Origin of the sequence: Enterobacter sp. MGH 4, from assembly GCF_000534735.1 — a bacterium.
GTDB lineage: Bacteria > Pseudomonadota > Gammaproteobacteria > Enterobacterales > Enterobacteriaceae > Enterobacter > Enterobacter intestinihominis.
Genome location: NZ_KI973289.1, coordinates 276,967 through 295,614, shown reverse-complemented (window position 1 = coordinate 295,614; position 18,648 = coordinate 276,967). Strand labels below are relative to the sequence as shown.

12 protein-coding genes are annotated in these 18,648 nt (G+C 56.9%); 8 read left to right on the top strand and 4 right to left on the bottom strand.

Annotated elements, in window-relative coordinates; translation table 11 throughout:
* Window positions 1–7 precede the first annotated feature (7 nt).
* Window positions 8–658 carry a response regulator transcription factor RcsB gene (gene rcsB / locus L350_RS20720; RefSeq protein WP_003859405.1) on the top strand — a complete coding sequence of 217 codons (651 nt, stop codon included), beginning with the start codon at window positions 8–10 and terminating at the stop codon, window positions 656–658.
* 111 nt (window positions 659–769) lie between these two features.
* Here rcsB and rcsC read toward each other — a convergent pair whose 3' ends face one another.
* Together rcsC and gyrA are read right to left on the bottom strand one after the other, a co-directional pair.
* On the bottom strand, window positions 770–3,616 hold the full coding sequence (rcsC, locus tag L350_RS20725; RefSeq protein WP_022648799.1) for a two-component system sensor histidine kinase RcsC: 2,847 nt from the start codon (window positions 3,614–3,616) through the stop codon (window positions 770–772).
* A 134-nt stretch (window positions 3,617–3,750) separates the two neighbouring features.
* Entirely contained in the window at window positions 3,751–6,387 is a 2,637-nt protein-coding gene (gene gyrA, locus L350_RS20730; protein ID WP_032623886.1) for a DNA topoisomerase (ATP-hydrolyzing) subunit A, read from the bottom strand.
* 146 nt (window positions 6,388–6,533) lie between these two features.
* On the opposite strand from gyrA, the gene ubiG reads away from it, so the two are divergent.
* From ubiG to yfaE, 4 genes are all read left to right on the top strand, one after another.
* Window positions 6,534–7,262, top strand: coding sequence for a bifunctional 2-polyprenyl-6-hydroxyphenol methylase/3-demethylubiquinol 3-O-methyltransferase UbiG (gene ubiG, locus L350_RS20735; RefSeq protein ID WP_006811346.1), 729 nt, complete (start codon window positions 6,534–6,536; stop codon window positions 7,260–7,262).
* Between the two features lie 349 nt (window positions 7,263–7,611).
* Entirely contained in the window at window positions 7,612–9,897 is a 2,286-nt protein-coding gene (nrdA, locus tag L350_RS20740) for a class 1a ribonucleoside-diphosphate reductase subunit alpha (RefSeq protein ID WP_023300610.1), read from the top strand.
* Window positions 9,898–10,005: 108 nt separating this feature from the next.
* Entirely contained in the window at window positions 10,006–11,136 is a 1,131-nt protein-coding gene (gene nrdB / locus L350_RS20745; RefSeq protein ID WP_022648802.1) for a class Ia ribonucleoside-diphosphate reductase subunit beta, read from the top strand.
* Window positions 11,136–11,390: a class I ribonucleotide reductase maintenance protein YfaE gene (gene yfaE / locus L350_RS20750; RefSeq protein WP_003859419.1), complete on the top strand. Its 255-nt coding sequence runs from the start codon at window positions 11,136–11,138 to the stop codon at window positions 11,388–11,390. The genes nrdB and yfaE overlap by 1 nt, the downstream gene beginning before the upstream one ends.
* A 545-nt stretch (window positions 11,391–11,935) precedes the next feature.
* Here yfaE and glpQ read toward each other — a convergent pair.
* Together glpQ and glpT are read right to left on the bottom strand one after the other, a co-directional pair.
* The gene (glpQ, locus tag L350_RS20755; protein WP_032623884.1) at window positions 11,936–12,994 is read right to left on the bottom strand and encodes a glycerophosphodiester phosphodiesterase; all 1,059 of its coding nucleotides are present in this window, start codon (window positions 12,992–12,994) and stop codon (window positions 11,936–11,938) included.
* 11 nt (window positions 12,995–13,005) lie between these two features.
* Window positions 13,006–14,358: a glycerol-3-phosphate transporter gene (gene glpT, locus L350_RS20760; RefSeq protein WP_022648804.1), complete on the bottom strand. Its 1,353-nt coding sequence runs from the start codon at window positions 14,356–14,358 to the stop codon at window positions 13,006–13,008.
* 249 nt (window positions 14,359–14,607) lie between these two features.
* On the opposite strand from glpT, the gene glpA reads away from it, so the two are divergent.
* The 3 genes from glpA to glpC are packed head-to-tail and all read left to right on the top strand — an operon-like array spanning window position 14,608 to window position 18,630.
* Window positions 14,608–16,236: an anaerobic glycerol-3-phosphate dehydrogenase subunit A gene (gene glpA, locus L350_RS20765; protein WP_032623883.1), complete on the top strand. Its 1,629-nt coding sequence runs from the start codon at window positions 14,608–14,610 to the stop codon at window positions 16,234–16,236.
* Window positions 16,226–17,443 (top strand): glycerol-3-phosphate dehydrogenase subunit GlpB, encoded by a 1,218-nt coding sequence (glpB, locus tag L350_RS20770; protein ID WP_032623881.1) that lies wholly within the window; start codon window positions 16,226–16,228, stop codon window positions 17,441–17,443. Before glpA ends, glpB begins: the two co-directional genes overlap by 11 nt.
* Window positions 17,440–18,630: an anaerobic glycerol-3-phosphate dehydrogenase subunit GlpC gene (glpC, locus tag L350_RS20775; RefSeq protein WP_023306631.1), complete on the top strand. Its 1,191-nt coding sequence runs from the start codon at window positions 17,440–17,442 to the stop codon at window positions 18,628–18,630. The genes glpB and glpC overlap by 4 nt, the downstream gene beginning before the upstream one ends.
* Window positions 18,631–18,648: the final 18 nt, after the last annotated feature.

Below are 18,648 nucleotides of genomic sequence, written 5' to 3'. Positions count from 1 at the left end.
CTTATACATGAACAATATGAACGTAATTATTGCCGATGACCATCCGATTGTACTGTTCGGTATTCGCAAATCACTTGAACAGATCGAGTGGGTGAATGTAGTCGGTGAATTTGAAGATTCCACAGCCCTTATTAACAACCTGCCTAAACTTGATGCGCACGTGCTCATTACCGATCTCTCCATGCCTGGGGATAAATACGGTGATGGGATTACGCTCATCAAATACATTAAACGCCACTTCCCGGACATTTCGATCATTGTTCTGACCATGAACAATAACCCTGCGATCCTGAGCGCCGTTCTGGATCTTGATATTGAAGGGATTGTGCTGAAACAAGGCGCACCTACCGATCTGCCTAAAGCGCTGGCGGCGCTACAGAAAGGGAAGAAATTCACGCCTGAGAGCGTCTCACGCCTGCTTGAAAAAATCAGCGCAGGTGGCTATGGCGACAAGCGTCTCTCGCCTAAAGAGAGTGAAGTTCTGCGTCTGTTCGCTGAAGGTTTCCTGGTTACTGAAATCGCCAAGAAACTGAACCGCAGTATCAAAACCATCAGTAGCCAGAAAAAATCCGCGATGATGAAGCTGGGTGTGGATAACGATATCGCCCTGCTGAACTATCTCTCTTCCGTGACGCTGAGCGCAACGGACAAAGATTGATCGTCGTTGTCTACGCCGGGTGACCCTCGCGGTTACCCGGTCTAAAGACCCCGTAGGCCCACGCAAGCGCAGTGCCGTCGGACACATAAAAAAGGCCCTTTCGGGCCTTTTTTATTGTCTCGCTTTTCGCACCCGCTCCGCATACACGGATAGCGTCTGCTTCAGTACATCCAGCGTGACCGGCTTCGACAGGCAGCTGTCCATTCCCGACTCCAGACAGCGCTGCTTCTCCTCCGCCAGTGCGTTGGCTGTCACCCCCACCACCGGCAGCGTCAGCCCCAGCTGTCGGATACGCTGCGTCAGACGATAGCCGTCCATGTTAGGCATGTTCACATCACTGAGCACAATATCAATATGATTCTTACTTAAGACATTCAGGGCATCCACGCCATCATTGGCCGTTTTACACTGATAGCCCAGAGAGCCAAGCTGGTCTGCGAGCAGACGACGGTTAATCGGATGATCGTCGACGACCAGAATCATCATATCGTCATTCACCGATGCCAGCTCATCAGGGGAAGCCAGCACGGTAGCGCCATCGCTGTCCTCAAGCTGTACGCTGTAAATACGCGCCAGCAAGCCCAACATTTCGTGCGGTGTCGCCACACTGTGCACCCATACCCCGGGCGAACGCTCAATCGGAATACCGATATGACGGCGGCAGAACATCACCACGCCCCGCCCCGCCCACGCCTTGTCTGACTCAACGTCAGTAATCAGCATGTCATCTGCGTCCGGCGTCTGGCCTTCATAGCGTGAGACCCGCACGCCGCTGCTGGTCAGCATCGAGGTCAGGAAATCATGTAAGGAGGCGTTGTGCACCGCCAGCCAGCAGTGCTTTTCGCTCAGCCCGTCGACCGTGGTTTTCACCGGATAGTGTGCCGAGTAGAGCGGGATACGGATGGTGAACTGGCTGCCCATACCCGGCTCGGTATCGACGGAGATATCCCCGTCCATCATGCTGATAAGCTTCTCGCATATCGCCAGACCCAGCCCGGTCCCCTGGAAATTACGCTGGACGCCCGTCCCCACCTGGAAGAACGGATCGAACAGGCGAACGACCTCTTTCGCCGGAATGCCAACACCCGTGTCGCGTACGCGAATAGTCAGGTACTCCCCTGCCCGGCAGACATGCAGCACAATACAGCCGATATCGGTGAATTTGATGGCGTTGCTTAGCAGGTTCGAGATGACCTGTTGCAGACGCATCGGATCGCCATGCAGCGTCAGTGGCACATCCGGCTCGATAAAGCAGTACAGCCCCAGCTGTTTGCGCACCACCAGCGGCAGATAGTTGGCGCTGATATGGTTCATCACCTCGCGCGGGGAGAACTCACGCGGTTCTATTTTCAACTGCTCGGATTCAATTTTAGAGAAGTCGAGAATATCGCTGATAATTTTCAGCAGCAGGCTGGACGAGTTGTTCATCGCCGTCACCAGGCGGTCGACCCCTTTCGGCAGCTCTTTGGTCTGGAGAAGATCGAGGTTACCGATAATGCCGTACAGCGGCGTACGCAGCTCATGGCTGACGGTCGCGAGGAACATCGATTTCGACTGGCTGGCCTGCTCCGCCGCCTGCGCCATATCCTGCAATGACTCTTCCATCTTAACGCGCGCGGAGACGTCCACCAGCACGCAAATCGCCACGTTTTCATTGCGGTAGCGCGAATGGACGAAGCTGATTTGCAGATTGGTGTGCGTGCTGGTCAGCACATCCACAAAGTTAACCTGTTGCCCACAGATGATCTGCGTTAACCGCTGGCGGTCTTCATGCGTGAGCATGTTCAGGTAGTTATGGGCAAGCTCGTTACTGAGGATATTTGTCCCGTCCTGAGTACGCAGGATACAGATCCCTACCGGCGCCGAGGCGACAATCTTACGGTTAAACTGCTCGTGCTCCTCCAGACGCTGAGCATCCGCTTCCGCCGGAATAAAGATCCGCCGCTCATACATTCTCGCCAGCATAAACAGCGCGACGCCTACCGCGATGTTCAACAAAATGGCGTTAAGGATCAGGATGCGAATGCGCTCCAGCACCTTGTCCACCGGCAGCGAATAGACAATGCTCAGCGACGATGGCGGTAAACTTTTCTTCAGCACCAGCTCGCGGAACCCGGAGGTATAGCCAAACCATGACCGCTCCTGCATCCAGCTGGGCTCCACTTTCAGGCGGTTTTCAGGCCCGGTAAGGGAGATGAGTGGGTGGCCGTTCTCATCCAGAATGGTCACGCCCATCGGCAGACTGCCCGGCGTGAAGAAGTTTTCCATGCGGATGGTTTGTTCAATCCCCAGCAGCGCTTGCAGACGGTTTCCGAGGTAAACCGGAGTCAGGGCATAGAAATAGCCGACGCCCATGCGCGGCCCCTGGCTTATCCAGAAGATGTTGTTCCCGCGCTCTTCCTGAGGCGCATTGCGGTATTTCACTATCCGCTCATGCAGGCTTTTCAACGCGTCTTCGCGTTCGACGGGCATATCCCGCAGACCGAAGTCCGCCATGCAAAGATTTTCGTTGCCAATCAGGTAGACGCGGTTTAGATCGTAAGCGGCCGAAAAATTATCGCGCCAGTAGCGCATAAACCATGACAGGGACTCCAGTGAGCCACGCCAGGCTTTGCCCATCGCGGAACAATCGGAGTCCGGGAAGAGCGGTTCGAAATCAGGTACTTCGGTTTTTTCATCCCGACCGCGGAGGGCAAGAATGCCGTTCTCCGCCGTCAGTCGATTCTCAGCGATATACTTAAGCTCTTTCATCACGTCAGACGTGCGCTGGATATAGCGCTGGGCCTGATCCGAGCTTAAGTTAAACTCCTGGCGGATCTCCGCTTCTTTCTGGTGTAACGCGTTAACGATGTAAAACACCGAGAGCAGTGCCACCAGCAACCATAGCAGTAGCGCAAGCGCCCGAAACAGATAGCGAGAGACTTTTAACGTGGTACGAAAGGAGACGAGGTATTTCAAAGGGGCGAGGCTCCGCCATCGGGGAAAAAAGAATGTGGTTAAGGTAGCGGTAAACGCGGCTTGTCGCAACGTTCACTTGTCTGCTTGCGCAAAACAAAAGGGCCGGAAACCGGCCCTTTATGCGTCAGGAGACGTTACTCGTCAGCGTCATCCGCTGCTTCATCATCGGTGTCCGCTTCCGGGACGATTTCATCATCCCCTTCCGCGACGCTGCCGTCGATAGAGTCGAGCTCTTCGTCATCCACCGGCTCAGCAACGCGTTGCAGACCGACGACATTTTCATCTTCCGCAGTACGGATGAGGATAACGCCCTGGGTGTTACGACCCACCACGCTGATCTCTGACACGCGGGTACGCACCAGCGTACCGGCATCGGTGATCATCATGATCTGGTCCGCGTCGTCCACCTGTACCGCGCCAACAACGGAACCGTTGCGCTCGGTCACTTTGATGGAGATAACGCCCTGCGTGCCGCGAGATTTGGTCGGGTATTCGCTTTCCGCCGTACGTTTACCGTAGCCGTTCTGGGTGACGGTCAGGATTGCGCCTTCGCCACGCGGAACGATCAGGGAAACCACGCTGTCTTCACCCGCCAGCTTGATACCACGCACGCCGGTCGCCGTACGACCCATTGCGCGCACGGCGTTCTCTTTAAAGCGCACCACTTTACCGGCCGCAGAGAACAGCATCACTTCATCAGAACCGGAGGTCAGATCCACGCCGATCAGCTCGTCGCCTTCGTTCAGGTTCACCGCGATGATCCCGGCGGAACGTGGACGGCTGAATTCGGTCAGCGCGGTTTTCTTCACGGTACCGCTCGCGGTTGCCATAAAGACGTTCACGCCCTCTTCGTACTCGCGTACCGGCAGAATGGCGGTGATACGTTCGTTCGCTTCCAGCGGCAGCAGGTTAACGATAGGTCGACCCCGCGCGCCACGGCTCGCTTCCGGCAGCTGATAGACTTTCATCCAGTACAGACGGCCCCGGCTGGAGAAGCAGAGGATCGTGTCGTGGGTGTTGGCCACCAGCAGACGGTCAATGAAGTCTTCTTCTTTAATACGCGCCGCAGATTTACCTTTACCGCCACGACGCTGTGCTTCGTAGTCGGTCAACGGCTGATACTTCACGTAACCCTGGTGAGACAGCGTCACGACCACGTCTTCGCGGTTGATCAGATCTTCAATGTTGATATCAGAGCTGTTGGCCGTGATTTCGGTGCGACGCTCGTCGCCGAACTGATCGCGAACCAGCTCCAGCTCTTCACGGATCACTTCCATCAGGCGCTCTGCGCTACCCAGGATATGCAGCAGCTCGGCAATCTGCTCCAGCAGCTCTTTGTACTCGTCGAGCAGTTTTTCATGCTCAAGGCCGGTCAGTTTCTGCAAACGCAGATCCAGAATCGCCTGGGCCTGCTGTTCAGTCAGATAGTACTGACCGTCACGCACGCCGAATTCCGGCTCCAGCCACTCAGGACGCGCAGCATCATCGCCGGCACGTTCCAGCATCGCCGCCACGTTGCCCAGATCCCATGGACGCGCAACCAGCGACGCCTTCGCTTCTGCCGGCGTCGGCGCACGGCGGATCAGTTCGATTATCGGGTCGATGTTCGCCAGCGCAACGGCCAGTGCTTCAAGGATATGGGCACGATCGCGCGCTTTGCGCAGTTCAAAGATGGTACGGCGAGTCACCACTTCACGGCGGTGACGCACAAACGCGCTCAGGATCTCTTTCAGGTTCATGATCTTCGGCTGGCCATGGTGCAGCGCAACCATGTTGATACCGAAGGAGACCTGAAGCTGAGTCTGGGAGTAAAGGTTGTTCAGCACAACTTCACCCACCGCGTCGCGCTTGATTTCAATCACGATGCGCATACCGTCTTTGTCAGACTCGTCGCGCAGCGCGCTGATGCCTTCAACGCGTTTTTCTTTTACCAGCTCGGCGATTTTTTCAATCAGACGCGCTTTGTTCACCTGATACGGGATCTCGTGAACAATAATGGTTTCACGGCCGGTTTTGGCGTCCGCTTCCACTTCGGCGCGGGCACGGATGTAAATCTTGCCGCGACCGGTACGGTACGCTTCTTCAATACCGCGACGGCCGTTGATGATTGCCGCCGTCGGGAAGTCCGGGCCCGGGATGTGTTCCATCAGCCCTTCAATGCTGATGTCTTCATCGTCGATGTAGGCCAGGCAGCCGTTAATCACTTCCGTGATGTTGTGCGGCGGAATATTGGTCGCCATACCCACTGCGATACCGGACGAACCGTTCACCAGCAGGTTTGGGATCTTCGTTGGCATAACGTCAGGAATTTTTTCCGTGCCGTCGTAGTTATCAACGAAATCAACCGTCTCTTTTTCCAGGTCAGCCATCAGCTCATGGGCAATCTTCGCCAGACGGATTTCCGTATAACGCATTGCCGCGGCGGAGTCGCCGTCGATAGAACCAAAGTTACCCTGACCATCTACCAGCATGTAACGCAGCGAGAAAGGCTGCGCCATACGGACAATGGTGTCGTACACCGCGAAATCACCATGGGGATGGTATTTACCGATTACGTCACCAACGACACGGGCAGATTTTTTGTAGGCTTTATTCCAGTCATTGCCCAATACGTTCATGGCGTATAGTACGCGACGGTGTACCGGCTTAAGGCCATCGCGGACGTCCGGCAGCGCACGGCCAACAATGACCGACATCGCATAGTCCAGATAGGAGCTTTTCAGCTCTTCCTCGATGTTAACCGGTGTAATTTCTCTCGCAAGGTCGCTCATCTAACCGCTATCCCTCTACTGTATCCCGGATTCAAAGGTCGCAAATTATAACACAGCCGCGGTGATACAGGTAAACCTATACGCTTTATTCACAGGGATTGCCTGATATACTCATTTGTCTTGCTAAATAAGGAGTAAAAGCGCCCATGAATGCCGAAAAATCCCCGGTGGCTCACAACGTTGACCACGAAGAGATTGCCAAATTTGAAGCGGTGGCGTCCCGCTGGTGGGATCTCGAAGGTGAGTTCAAACCTCTGCATCGTATTAACCCGCTACGTCTGGGCTATATCGCGGAGCGTTCCGGCGGTCTGTTCGGTAAGAAAGTGCTCGACGTCGGCTGCGGTGGCGGCATCCTGGCGGAAAGCATGGCGCGCGAAGGGGCCACCGTCACCGGTCTGGACATGGGCTTCGAACCTCTACAGGTTGCGCGTCTTCATGCGCTGGAGTCCGGCGTACAGGTAGAATATGTCCAGGAAACCGTGGAAGAGCACGCGGCTAAACATGCGCACCAGTATGACGTGGTGACCTGCATGGAGATGCTGGAGCACGTTCCCGATCCGCAGTCGGTCGTCAGCGCCTGTGCAAAACTGGTGAAACCGGGTGGACAGGTCTTCTTCTCGACCATCAACCGCAACGGCAAAGCCTGGCTGATGGCCGTGGTAGGCGCGGAATATGTGCTGCGCATGGTGCCGAAAGGGACGCACGACGTGAAGAAGTTCATCAAGCCTGCCGAACTGCTGGGCTGGGTTGACCAGACATGGCTTAAGGAGCAGCACATGACGGGTCTGCACTACAATCCTCTGACGGATAAATTCAAACTTGCCCCGGGCGTGGATGTTAACTATATGTTGCACACAACCGCCAAAAACGACTAACGTCATTCGTTATTCTTATAAAGATTGCGCGACATCATGTTGCGCAATTCTGACCTCCCGTTGAAGAAATCAGCACTCGATCAAATTTTGAATTTTTTTTCTGGAATATTGACATCTCTTCCAGGCCTTACGGTACGAGGACTTAGCCTTTTTTACCCTTTCACAACCTCAATTTAACGTCAAAATCAACCCTTGTGCTGAAAAGATTCGATACTAGAATACTCACCATATAGCGTTCTTCTTATCGCAAAACCCCTATATGTAGTATTTATCCACAGAGTTAGTCACAAGACGGTTCTGTGGATAAGCGGGGGATATTTTTTTATTTCACGGACAGGTAAAAACCCACATGAATCAGAGTCTGCTGGTGACAAAGCGCGACGGTACTACCGAGCGTATCAATCTGGACAAAATCCATCGAGTTCTCGACTGGGCAGCAGAAGGACTGAACAACGTATCTATATCCCAGGTCGAACTGCGTTCTCACATTCAGTTCTACGACGGCATCAAAACGTCTGATATCCACGAAACCATTATCAAAGCAGCGGCAGATCTGATCTCCCGCGATGCACCGGATTATCAGTACCTCGCTGCGCGTCTGGCGATTTTCCACCTGCGTAAGAAAGCCTACGGCCAGTTCGAGCCGCCAAAGCTTTACGATCACGTAGTGAAAATGGTTGAGCTGGGCAAATACGACACGCATCTGCTGGAAGACTATACGGAAGAAGAGTTCGAGCAGATGAACGGGTTTATCGATCACTGGCGCGACATGAACTTCTCCTACGCGGCGGTGAAGCAGCTCGAAGGCAAATACCTGGTTCAGAACCGTGTGACGGGCGAAATCTACGAGAGCGCTCAGTTCCTCTATATTCTGGTGGCCGCCTGCCTGTTCTCTAATTATCCACGTGAAACCCGTCTGGACTACGTGAAGCGTTTCTACGATGCGGTCTCTACGTTCAAGATTTCTCTGCCTACGCCAATCATGTCTGGCGTGCGTACCCCTACCCGTCAGTTCAGCTCCTGCGTACTGATCGAGTGTGGTGACAGCCTGGATTCCATCAACGCGACCTCCAGCGCCATCGTGAAATACGTCTCCCAGCGTGCTGGTATCGGCATCAACGCTGGTCGTATCCGTGCGCTTGGCAGCCCGATCCGCGGCGGTGAAGCGTTCCACACCGGCTGTATCCCGTTCTACAAGCACTTCCAGACGGCGGTAAAATCCTGCTCTCAGGGCGGCGTGCGCGGTGGCGCTGCGACCCTGTTCTACCCAATGTGGCACCTGGAAGTGGAAAGCCTGCTGGTTCTGAAGAACAACCGCGGCGTGGAAGGCAACCGCGTGCGTCACATGGACTACGGCGTGCAGATCAACAAGCTGATGTACACCCGCCTGCTGAAAGGTGAAGATATCACCCTGTTCAGCCCATCCGACGTCCCGGGTCTGTACGACGCGTTCTTCGCTGATCAGGACGAATTCGAGCGTCTGTACACCAAATACGAAAAAGACGACAGCATCCGCAAGCAGCGCGTGAAGGCGGTCGATCTGTTCTCCCTGATGATGCAGGAACGTGCCTCTACCGGCCGTATCTACATCCAGAACGTTGACCACTGCAACACCCACAGCCCGTTCGATCCGGTGGTTGCGCCAGTGCGCCAGTCCAACCTGTGCCTGGAGATCGCCCTGCCGACCAAACCGCTGGACGATGTGAACGATGAAAACGGTGAAATCGCCCTGTGTACGCTCTCTGCGTTCAACCTGGGTGCGATTAAGAGCCTGGACGAGCTGGAAGAGCTGGCCGTGCTGGCGGTTCGTGCGCTCGACGCCCTGCTGGACTACCAGGATTACCCAATCCCGGCGGCAAAACGCGGCGCAATGGGCCGTCGCACTTTAGGTATCGGCGTGATCAACTTCGCCTACTGGCTGGCGAAAAACGGCAAGCGTTACTCCGACGGCAGCGCCAACAATCTGACGCACCAGACGTTCGAAGCCATTCAGTACTACCTGATGAAAGCCTCCAACGAGCTGGCGAAAGAGCAAGGCGCGTGCCCGTGGTTCAATGAAACCACCTACGCGAAAGGCATTCTGCCGATCGACACCTACAAAAAAGACCTGGATGCGATCGTCAGCGAGCCGCTGCACCTCGACTGGGAAGGCCTGCGCGAGTCCATTAAAACTCACGGCCTGCGTAACTCCACGCTCTCTGCCTTAATGCCGTCCGAGACCTCTTCGCAGATCTCAAACGCCACCAACGGTATTGAGCCACCGCGCGGCCACGTCAGCATCAAAGCGTCGAAAGACGGCGTGCTGCGTCAGGTGGTACCGGATTACGAAACGCTGGGCAACAACTACGAGCTGCTGTGGGAAATGCCAAACAACGATGGCTACCTGCAACTGGTGGGTATCATGCAGAAGTTTATCGACCAGTCGATCTCTGCCAATACCAACTACGACCCGACGCGCTTCCCGTCAGGCAAGGTTCCGATGCAGCAACTGCTGAAAGACCTGCTCACCGCCTACAAATTTGGCGTGAAAACGCTGTACTATCACAACACCCGTGATGGTGCGGAAGACGCCCAGGACGACCTGGCGCCGTCAATTCAGGACGATGGCTGCGAAAGCGGCGCATGTAAGATCTAATAAATTCCCTCACCCTAACCCTCTCCCACAGGGAGAGGGAACTCTTTCCCCCTCTCCCTGTGGGAGAGGGCCGGGGTGAGGGGAAATAACACCACAGGACTCACCGCAATGGCATATACCACCTTTTCACAGACGAAAAACGACCAGCTCAAAGAGCCGATGTTCTTCGGCCAGCCGGTCAACGTGGCACGCTACGATCAGCAAAAATATGACATCTTCGAAAAGCTGATTGAAAAGCAACTCTCTTTCTTCTGGCGTCCGGAAGAAGTTGACGTTTCCCGCGACCGTATCGATTTCCAGGCGCTGCCGGAACACGAAAAGCACATCTTCCTCAGCAACCTGAAATACCAGACGCTGCTGGACTCCATTCAGGGTCGTAGTCCGAACGTGGCGCTGCTGCCGCTGATCTCGATTCCTGAGCTGGAAACCTGGGTTGAGACCTGGGCGTTCTCCGAGACGATCCACTCCCGCTCTTACACCCACATCATCCGCAACATCGTGAACGATCCGGCGGTGGTGTTTGATGATATCGTCACCAACGAACAGATCCAGAAGCGCGCCGAAGGCATTGCGCACTACTATGACGAACTGATCGAGATGACCAGCTACTGGCATCTGCTGGGCGAAGGTACGCACAACGTGAACGGTAAAACCGTCACCGTAAACCTGCGGACCCTGAAAAAACAGCTCTATCTGTGCCTGATGAGCGTCAACGCCCTGGAAGCAATCCGCTTCTACGTGAGCTTCGCCTGCTCCTTCGCGTTTGCCGAGCGCAAACTGATGGAAGGCAACGCCAAAATTATCCGTCTGATTGCCCGTGACGAAGCCCTGCACCTGACCGGGACTCAGCATATGCTGAACCTGCTGCGCAGCGGTGCAGACGATCCGGAGATGGCGGAAATTGCGGAAGAGTGCAAACAGGAATGCTACGACCTGTTCGTGCTGGCGGCCCAGCAGGAGAAAGAGTGGGCAGACTACCTGTTCCGCGACGGCTCCATGATTGGCCTGAACAAAGACATTCTGTGCCAGTACGTTGAGTACATCACCAACATCCGCATGCAGGCCGTCGGTCTCGACCTGCCGTTCCAGACGCGCTCTAACCCAATCCCGTGGATCAACACCTGGCTGGTGTCCGATAACGTGCAGGTCGCGCCGCAGGAAGTGGAAGTGAGTTCTTACCTGGTCGGTCAGATTGATTCTGAAGTCAACACCGACGACCTGAGCGATTTCCAGCTCTGATGAGCCGCGTAACGCTGAGCCTTTCGGGTACAGAGGTGTTGTGCCAGGAAGAGCACCCTTCTCTGCTGGTGGCGCTTGAAGCACATCAGGTAGAAGTCGAGTACCAGTGTCGTGAAGGCTACTGCGGCTCCTGCCGCTGCCGTCTGGTCGCAGGCCAGGTAGACTGGCTGACCGAACCGCTGGCCTTTATCAGTGAAGGGGAAATTTTGCCCTGCTGCTGCCGGGCAAAAGGCGATATAGAGATCGAGATGTGATGTTGTCCTTATCCCCTCTCCCGGTGGGCTGAGGGTTCCCCACAAATTAATGCGAGCACTGAGCAATCCCCTCGCCCCTCCGGGGAGAGGGTTAGGGTGAGGGGAACATACGGCGGTGGTGGTCATTCCGTTCACTTTATGTTCCTTGCTACTCTGTAACGACATGACCGGTGAACACGTGCCAGGGTGGCTCAGTCGCCACCACCCTGGCGACCCGGGCTCCCGGCGGTAAATCGCCGCTTCGCGGTGCCCTCGGCTTATTCCTTCCGGCTTATCGGGTACGGGCGGAGGCAACGTCCCTGTAAAGCCGCCCACTCGGCGCATCCCTGCGCCTCGCCCCGGCCGGAAGGCAAACGCCTCAGCGATTTACAGCCGGACCAGGGCATCGCTGACAGCCCTCAGTCATTTAGAAAGCAACTTTATTGCTTCTGCATAAAAAAATTACTGGGGATCCCTCAGCCCGGTGGGAGAGGGTTAGGGTGAGGGCATCAGGCCGCAGAGCCTGATTGTCGGGTGGCGGCTTCGCCTTACCCGACCTACAAAACCTACTTCCGGTGAATGAATTCGACCGCTTTATCCGGGAAATCCGTAAACAATCCGTCCACATCCGCCTGGTTATACAGCACGTCGTAAAGCTGATCCACGTCCGTCGCATAATCCGGCAGCTGGTCTGCACGCACGGTATACGGATGCACCTGCATCTTGTTCGCATGCGCCTCTTTCACCATCGCCGTCAGCTTCACGTGGCCCGGCGTTGAGCCTTCCGCCACCAGCATGTGGTAATCCGGCCCGATGCCGTCGGCGTACTGCGCAATCTGCTTCATCGCGCCCGGCTTAAACATCCAGTCGTAGCTGTAGTTCACCCACTTCCCGTCCGGCTGTTTTTCCTGAGTTTCATTCCAGTCGGTATAGGCAATCAGCTGCACCAGATTGAGATCCATTCCCATCTTCGGCTCCAGCTCAGTTTTGATGCGCTTTAGTTCCGCGGCATCGAAACATTGCAGGAAAACCTTATCCTTCTTGCTGGTGTAGCCGTACTTTTTCAGTACCTCCAGCGTCTTCGCGGCAATGTCTTTTCCTTCCTGATGGTGGAACCACGGCGCTTTGATTTCCGGGTAGATACCGATATTTTTGCCCGTCGAGTGGTTCAGCCCCTGAACAAACTCGATCTCCTCTTCGAAGGTGTGAATACGGAAGTCAGACTTGCCCATCGGGAAACGCCCCGGATAGACCTGCACCTTCTTACCGTTCTCAATCTCGAAGCCCTCGGTAAACTTCAGCGAGCGGATCTCCGCCAGCGTGAAGTCGATGGCGTAGTAGCGGCCATCTTTACGGGTGCGGTTCGGGAAACGCTCCGCCACGTCCGTCACGCGGTAAAGATAGTGGTCATGCAGAACGACCAGCTGGTCGTCCTTCGTCATCACCAGATCCTGCTCCAGATAATCCGCGCCCTGGGCATAGGCCATCGCTTTTGCCGGCAGCGTATGCTCCGGCAGATAACCGCTGGCGCCACGGTGGGCGATCACGATTTTATCCGCCGCCAGCGCGGAGCCTGTCATCAGGCCCGCCAGCAGCAGGCCTGTCGCTAACTGAGTTAATTTCATCGCAATGCTCCTTACTGACGACGCGCCAGCACCTCGGCATGGTGACGTTTTTCACCGATCATCACGACGATCAACAGCAGAACCGCCAGCACGCTGCCGCCAATCATCACCATAAAGCCACCGTCCCAGCCGAAGAAATCGACGGTGTAACCGACGATGGCACTTGCCGCCACTGAACCGCCGAGGTAGCCAAACAGACCGGTAAAGCCTGCCGCCGTGCCTGCCGCTTTCTTCGGCGCCAGCTCCAGCGCGTGCAGGCCGATCAGCATAACCGGACCATAAATCAGGAAGCCGATTACGATCATACAGGCCATATCCACACCCGGATTACCCGGCGGGTTAAGCCAGTAAACGACCGTCGCGATGGTCACCAGCGTCATAAAGAACACGCCTGTCGCCCCACGGTTGCCCTTGAACACTTTGTCCGACATCCAGCCGCAGATCAGCGTGCCGGGAATGCCCGCGTATTCATACAGGAAATAGGCCCAGGAGGATTTATCCAGCGCGAAGTGCTTCACCTCTTTCAGGTAAGTCGGGGACCAGTCGAGGATGCCGTAGCGCAGCAGGTAGACAAACACGTTCGCCACCGCGATGTACCACAGCAGCTTGTTTGGCAGCACATACTTCATGAAGATCTGTTTCGCGGTCAGCTCTTCTTCGTGCTTCTCGCTATAATCATCCGGGTAGTCGTTTTTGTACTCTTCAATCGGCGGCAGGCCGCAGGACTGCGGCGTGTCGCGCATCAGGGCGAAGGCGATAATCGCCACCAGAATGGCGCCAAAGGCAGGCATATAGAGCGCCGCGTGCCAGTCGTTGAACCAGGCCATCCCCAGCAGGAACAGCAGCGGCGGAAGCCCGCCCCCGACGTTATGCGCGCAGTTCCAGACCGATACAATCCCACCGCGCTCTTTCTGTGACCACCAGTGCACCATGGTACGTCCGCATGGCGGCCACCCCATCCCCTGGAACCAGCCGCAGAGGAACAGCAGTACGAACATGACGGCAATGCTGGAGGTCGCCCATGGCACAAAGCCCATGAACAGCATCACCGCTGCCGCGAGGATCAGACCGGCGGGCAGGAACACGCGCGGATTCGAGCGATCCGACACCGACCCCATAATGAACTTCGAAAAACCGTACGCGATGGAGATCCCCGACAGCGCAAAGCCCAGATCGCCGCGGGAGAAGCCTTGTTCCACCAGGTACGGCATGGCGAGCGCAAAGTTTTTACGTACCAGATAGTACGCCGCATACCCGAAGAAGATCCCGAGGAAGATTTGCCAACGCAGACGGCGGTAGAGAGGATCAATCTCTGCCTCTGGCAGTCGCGCCCGGTGTGGCGCAGGTTTAAAGATACTGAGCATAACAGCCTCCGTGGCCTTTCAAAAATGACCGGGCATCTCGCGCCCGGCTACAGAGGCGGCGATGTTAAGAAATCACGGTGAATGTTACTGTGAATCAACGCACAGATTGTTACAGAAATATGACAGAATGCGCAAAAAAGCGCATGAAATCACGTTTCACTTTCGAATTTAGCGCGTTTATGTTCGAAATCAAACAAACCACACGATCAATGTGGCTAAATGCTAAAAAACGAACATAGAGGAAAGGCAATGACAATTCACGATCCACGCTTCAGCGATGTGATTATCATTGGCGGTGGCGCGACGGGTGCCGGCATCGCACGCGACTGCGCCCTGCGGGGATTGAGCGTCACGCTTCTGGAGCGCCACGACATCGCCACCGGCGCAACGGGGCGTAACCACGGTCTGTTGCACAGCGGCGCCCGCTATGCGGTCACTGACGCTGAGTCCGCGCGCGAGTGTATTGCAGAAAACCAGATCCTCAGGCGCATCGCCCGCCACTGCGTTGAACCAACCAACGGCCTTTTTATCACCCTTCCCGAAGATGATCTCGGCTTTCAGCAAACCCTTATCACCGCCTGCACGGCGGCAGGCATTCAGGCCGAGGCGCTCGATCCTGCACAGGCGCGCCGTCTTGAACCCTCGGTAAACCCGGCGTTACTGGGCGCGGTAAAAGTGCCTGACGGAACCATTGATCCTTTCCGCCTGACCGCCGCCAATATGCTCGACGCGCGGGAACACGGCGCACAGATCCTGACCGGGCATCACGTCACCGGGCTTATTCGTGAAGGTAATACCGTGCGCGGGGTGCGCGTGTGTGATACGCAGTACAATGAACACCGCGAGCTGTATGCCACCGTCGTGGTCAACGCGGCGGGGATCTGGGGCCAGCGCATCGCGGAATACGCCGATTTATCCGTCCGCATGTTCCCGGCCAAAGGCTCGCTGCTGATCCTCGACCATCGCATCAATAATCATGTCATCAACCGCTGCCGTAAACCGTCTGACGCCGACATCCTCGTGCCGGGGGACACCATTTCGTTGATCGGCACGACCTCAATGCATGTGGACTACAGCGAAATTGATTACAACCGCGTTACCGCCGAAGAGGTGGATATTCTGCTGCGCGAAGGGGAAAAGCTGGCCCCGGTGATGGCGCAGACGCGTATTCTGCGTGCCTACGCGGGCGTGCGTCCCCTCGTCGCCAGCGACAACGATCCGAGCGGGCGTAACGTCAGCCGCGGCATCGTGCTGCTAGATCACGCCGAACGCGACGGCATGGACGGGTTTATCACCATTACCGGCGGCAAGCTGATGACCTACCGGCTGATGGCGGAGTGGGCCACCGATGCCGTCTGCCGTAAGCTCGGTAACACCGCGCCGTGCGTGACGGCGGAGCGGGCCCTGCCCGGCTCGCAGCAATCGACAGAAAAAACGCTGCACAAAATCATTTCACTTCCTGCCCCGCTTCGCGGTTCGGCGATTTACCGCCACGGCGACCGCACCCCGACCTGGCTTGGTGAAGGGCGACTCAGCCGCAGCCTGGTGTGCGAATGCGAAGCCGTGACCGCAGGCGAGGTGCAATATGCCGTGGAAAACCTGACGGTGAACAACCTGCTTGATTTACGCCGCCGCACGCGAGTCGGGATGGGCACCTGTCAGGGGGAGCTGTGCGCCTGCCGTGCCGCCGGGCTGCTGCAACGTTTTCATGCCACCTCCTCAACCCAGTCGCTCGCCCAGCTCAGCGATTTTTTAAATGAGCGCTGGAAAGGCATTCAGCCCGTCGCCTGGGGCGATGCCCTGCGCGAAAGTGAGTTTACCCGCTGGGTCTATCAGGGACTTTGCGGTCTGGAGAAGGAGCACAACCATGAAATTTGATACCGTGATTGTGGGTGGAGGGCTGGCGGGCCTGCTGTGCGGTCTCAAACTGACGCAGCGGGGTCTGCGCTGCGCCATTGTCACTCGCGGTCAAAGTGCCCTGCACTTCTCCTCCGGCTCGCTGGATTTACTGGGCGCGCTATCGTTCGCCGATCTGCCGCCTGAACATCCCTACCGCCTGACGGGCGCAGAGAATATGGCCCGCTTTGCCTGCGAAACCGAACACCTGCTCACCACCTGCGGCGCACGCATGCAGGGTGACGCCGAGCAAAATCATCAGCGCGTCACGCCGCTCGGCACCCTGCGCGCCGCCTGGCTTAGCCCGGAAGAGGTGCCTGTCGCCCCCATCGCTGCCGAGCGCGTGCGGGTGGTGGGGATCAGCGGCTTCCTCGATTTCCAGCCGCATCTGGCCGCCGCGTCTCTCAGACAGCAGGGTGTTCAGGTGGATACGGCGGAGATTGATCTCCCCGAACTCGACGTGCTGCGCGAAAACCCCAGCGAGTTTCGTGCGGTGAACATTGCCCGCCTGCTGGATAATGAAAGTTACTGGCCGCAGCTGTACGCGGCGCTTCAACCGCTCGGCGAGACCTGCGACGCCCTGTTTATGCCCGCCTGTTTTGGCTTAACGGACAACCGGCTCTGGCGCTGGCTCTCGGCGCGCCTGCCCTGTACGCTCGGTTTACTGCCGACGCTCCCCCCTTCCGTGCCCGGCATTCGTCTGCACACCCAGCTTCAGCGTCAGTTTGTTGCCCAGGGTGGCGTCTGGATGGCAGGCGACGAGGTGAAAAAAATCACCCTGGCTGAGGGCGCGGTAAGCGAAATCTGGACCCGCAACCACGGCGACATCCCGCTTCGTGCACGCTATACGGTGCTGGCAAGCGGCAGCTTCTTCAGTAACGGTCTGCTAAGCAGCCGGGATGGCGTGCGTGAGGCAATTCTCGGGCTGGACGTCCGGCAAAGCGCTTCCCGCGCGGACTGGTATCAAAGCGATTTCTTCACCCCGCAGCCCTGGCAGCAGTTCGGCGTGATCGTCGATACCCAGCTGCGCCCGCAGCTGGGCGGGGAACCGGTTGAAAATCTTTACGCCATCGGCTCGGTTCTGGGCGGGTACGATCCCGTGGCACAGGGCTGCGGTGGCGGCGTCTGCGCCGTCACCGCGCTGCATGTCGCGGAGCAGATTATCCAGCGCAGGGAGGGAGCACAATGAACGACACCCGATTTGAAAGCTGTATCAAATGCACGGTCTGCACCACGGTTTGCCCGGTCAGCGGCGTCGATCCGCGCTATCCCGGCCCGAAACAGGCCGGCCCCGACGGGGAGCGTCTACGCCTGAAGGACGGCGCGCTCTACGACGAGGCGCTGAAATACTGTATCAATTGTAAACGCTGCGAAGTTGCCTGCCCGTCGGACGTGAAAATAGGCGATATCATCCAGCGCGCCCGCGCCCGCTACAGTACGCAAAAACCGACGCTGCGCGACGCGATACTGAGCCACACCGATCTGATGGGCAGCCTCTCGACGCCTTTCGCGCCGGTCGTCAATGCCGCCACCGCCCTGAAGCCGGTGCGCAGGCTGCTGGATGCGACGCTCAAAATCGACCATCACCGCAGTCTGCCGAAATATTCTCACGGCACCTTCCGCCGCTGGTATAAATCCGTGGCGGCAGAACAGGCGCAGTTCGCTGAGCAGGTTGCCTTCTTCCACGGCTGCTACGTGAACTACAACCATCCGCAGCTGGGGAAAGACCTGCTGAAAGTGCTGAACGCCATGGGGACGGGCGTTCAGCTGCTGAGCAAAGAGAAGTGCTGCGGCGTTCCGCTGATTGCCAACGGTTTTACTGACAAAGCGCGCAGGCAGGCGAAAAGCAACGTCACCTCTTTGCGCGAGGCGATCGTCGACAACGGGATCCCGGTACTGGCGACGTCGTCAACCTGTACCTTCACGCTGCGCGATGAATATCCGCATCTGCTGGATGTGGATAACACCGGCTTGCGCGAGCACATTGAGCTGGCGACTCGCTTTCTCTGGCGCAAGCTTGACAGCGGGCAGACGTTACCGCTGGGCAAATTGCCGCTGAAGGTGGTGTATCACACGCCATGTCATATGGAGAAGATGGGCTGGTCGATCTATACGCTGGAGCTGCTGCGGCTGATCCCGGGGCTGGAGCTGACGGTGCTGGACTCACGCTGCTGCGGCATCGCTGGCACCTACGGATTCAAGCGTGAAAACTACCCAACGTCACAGGCCATTGGCGCGCCGCTGTTCCGGCAGATTGAAGAGAGCGGCGCAGATATCGTGGTGACGGACTGTGAAACCTGCAAGTGGCAGATCGAGATGTCCACCAGCAAACGCTGTGAACATCCCATTACCTTGCTGGCAAACGCACTGGCGTAACCGTTGCCGGGGACACTC

What these genes read in the sequence shown, in the direction of transcription:
- rcsB (WP_003859405.1), top strand. Translation starts at nt 8, where the DNA reads ATGAACAATATGAACGTAATTATTGCCGATGACCATCCGATTGTACTG.
- gyrA (WP_032623886.1), bottom strand. Translation starts at nt 6,387, where the DNA reads ATGAGCGACCTTGCGAGAGAAATTACACCGGTTAACATCGAGGAAGAG.
- ubiG (WP_006811346.1), top strand. Translation starts at nt 6,534, where the DNA reads ATGAATGCCGAAAAATCCCCGGTGGCTCACAACGTTGACCACGAAGAG.
- nrdA (WP_023300610.1), top strand. Translation starts at nt 7,612, where the DNA reads ATGAATCAGAGTCTGCTGGTGACAAAGCGCGACGGTACTACCGAGCGT.
- nrdB (WP_022648802.1), top strand. Translation starts at nt 10,006, where the DNA reads ATGGCATATACCACCTTTTCACAGACGAAAAACGACCAGCTCAAAGAG.
- yfaE (WP_003859419.1), top strand. Translation starts at nt 11,136, where the DNA reads ATGAGCCGCGTAACGCTGAGCCTTTCGGGTACAGAGGTGTTGTGCCAG.
- glpQ (WP_032623884.1), bottom strand. Translation starts at nt 12,994, where the DNA reads ATGAAATTAACTCAGTTAGCGACAGGCCTGCTGCTGGCGGGCCTGATG.
- glpT (WP_022648804.1), bottom strand. Translation starts at nt 14,358, where the DNA reads ATGCTCAGTATCTTTAAACCTGCGCCACACCGGGCGCGACTGCCAGAG.
- glpA (WP_032623883.1), top strand. Translation starts at nt 14,608, where the DNA reads ATGACAATTCACGATCCACGCTTCAGCGATGTGATTATCATTGGCGGT.
- glpB (WP_032623881.1), top strand. Translation starts at nt 16,226, where the DNA reads ATGAAATTTGATACCGTGATTGTGGGTGGAGGGCTGGCGGGCCTGCTG.
- glpC (WP_023306631.1), top strand. Translation starts at nt 17,440, where the DNA reads ATGAACGACACCCGATTTGAAAGCTGTATCAAATGCACGGTCTGCACC.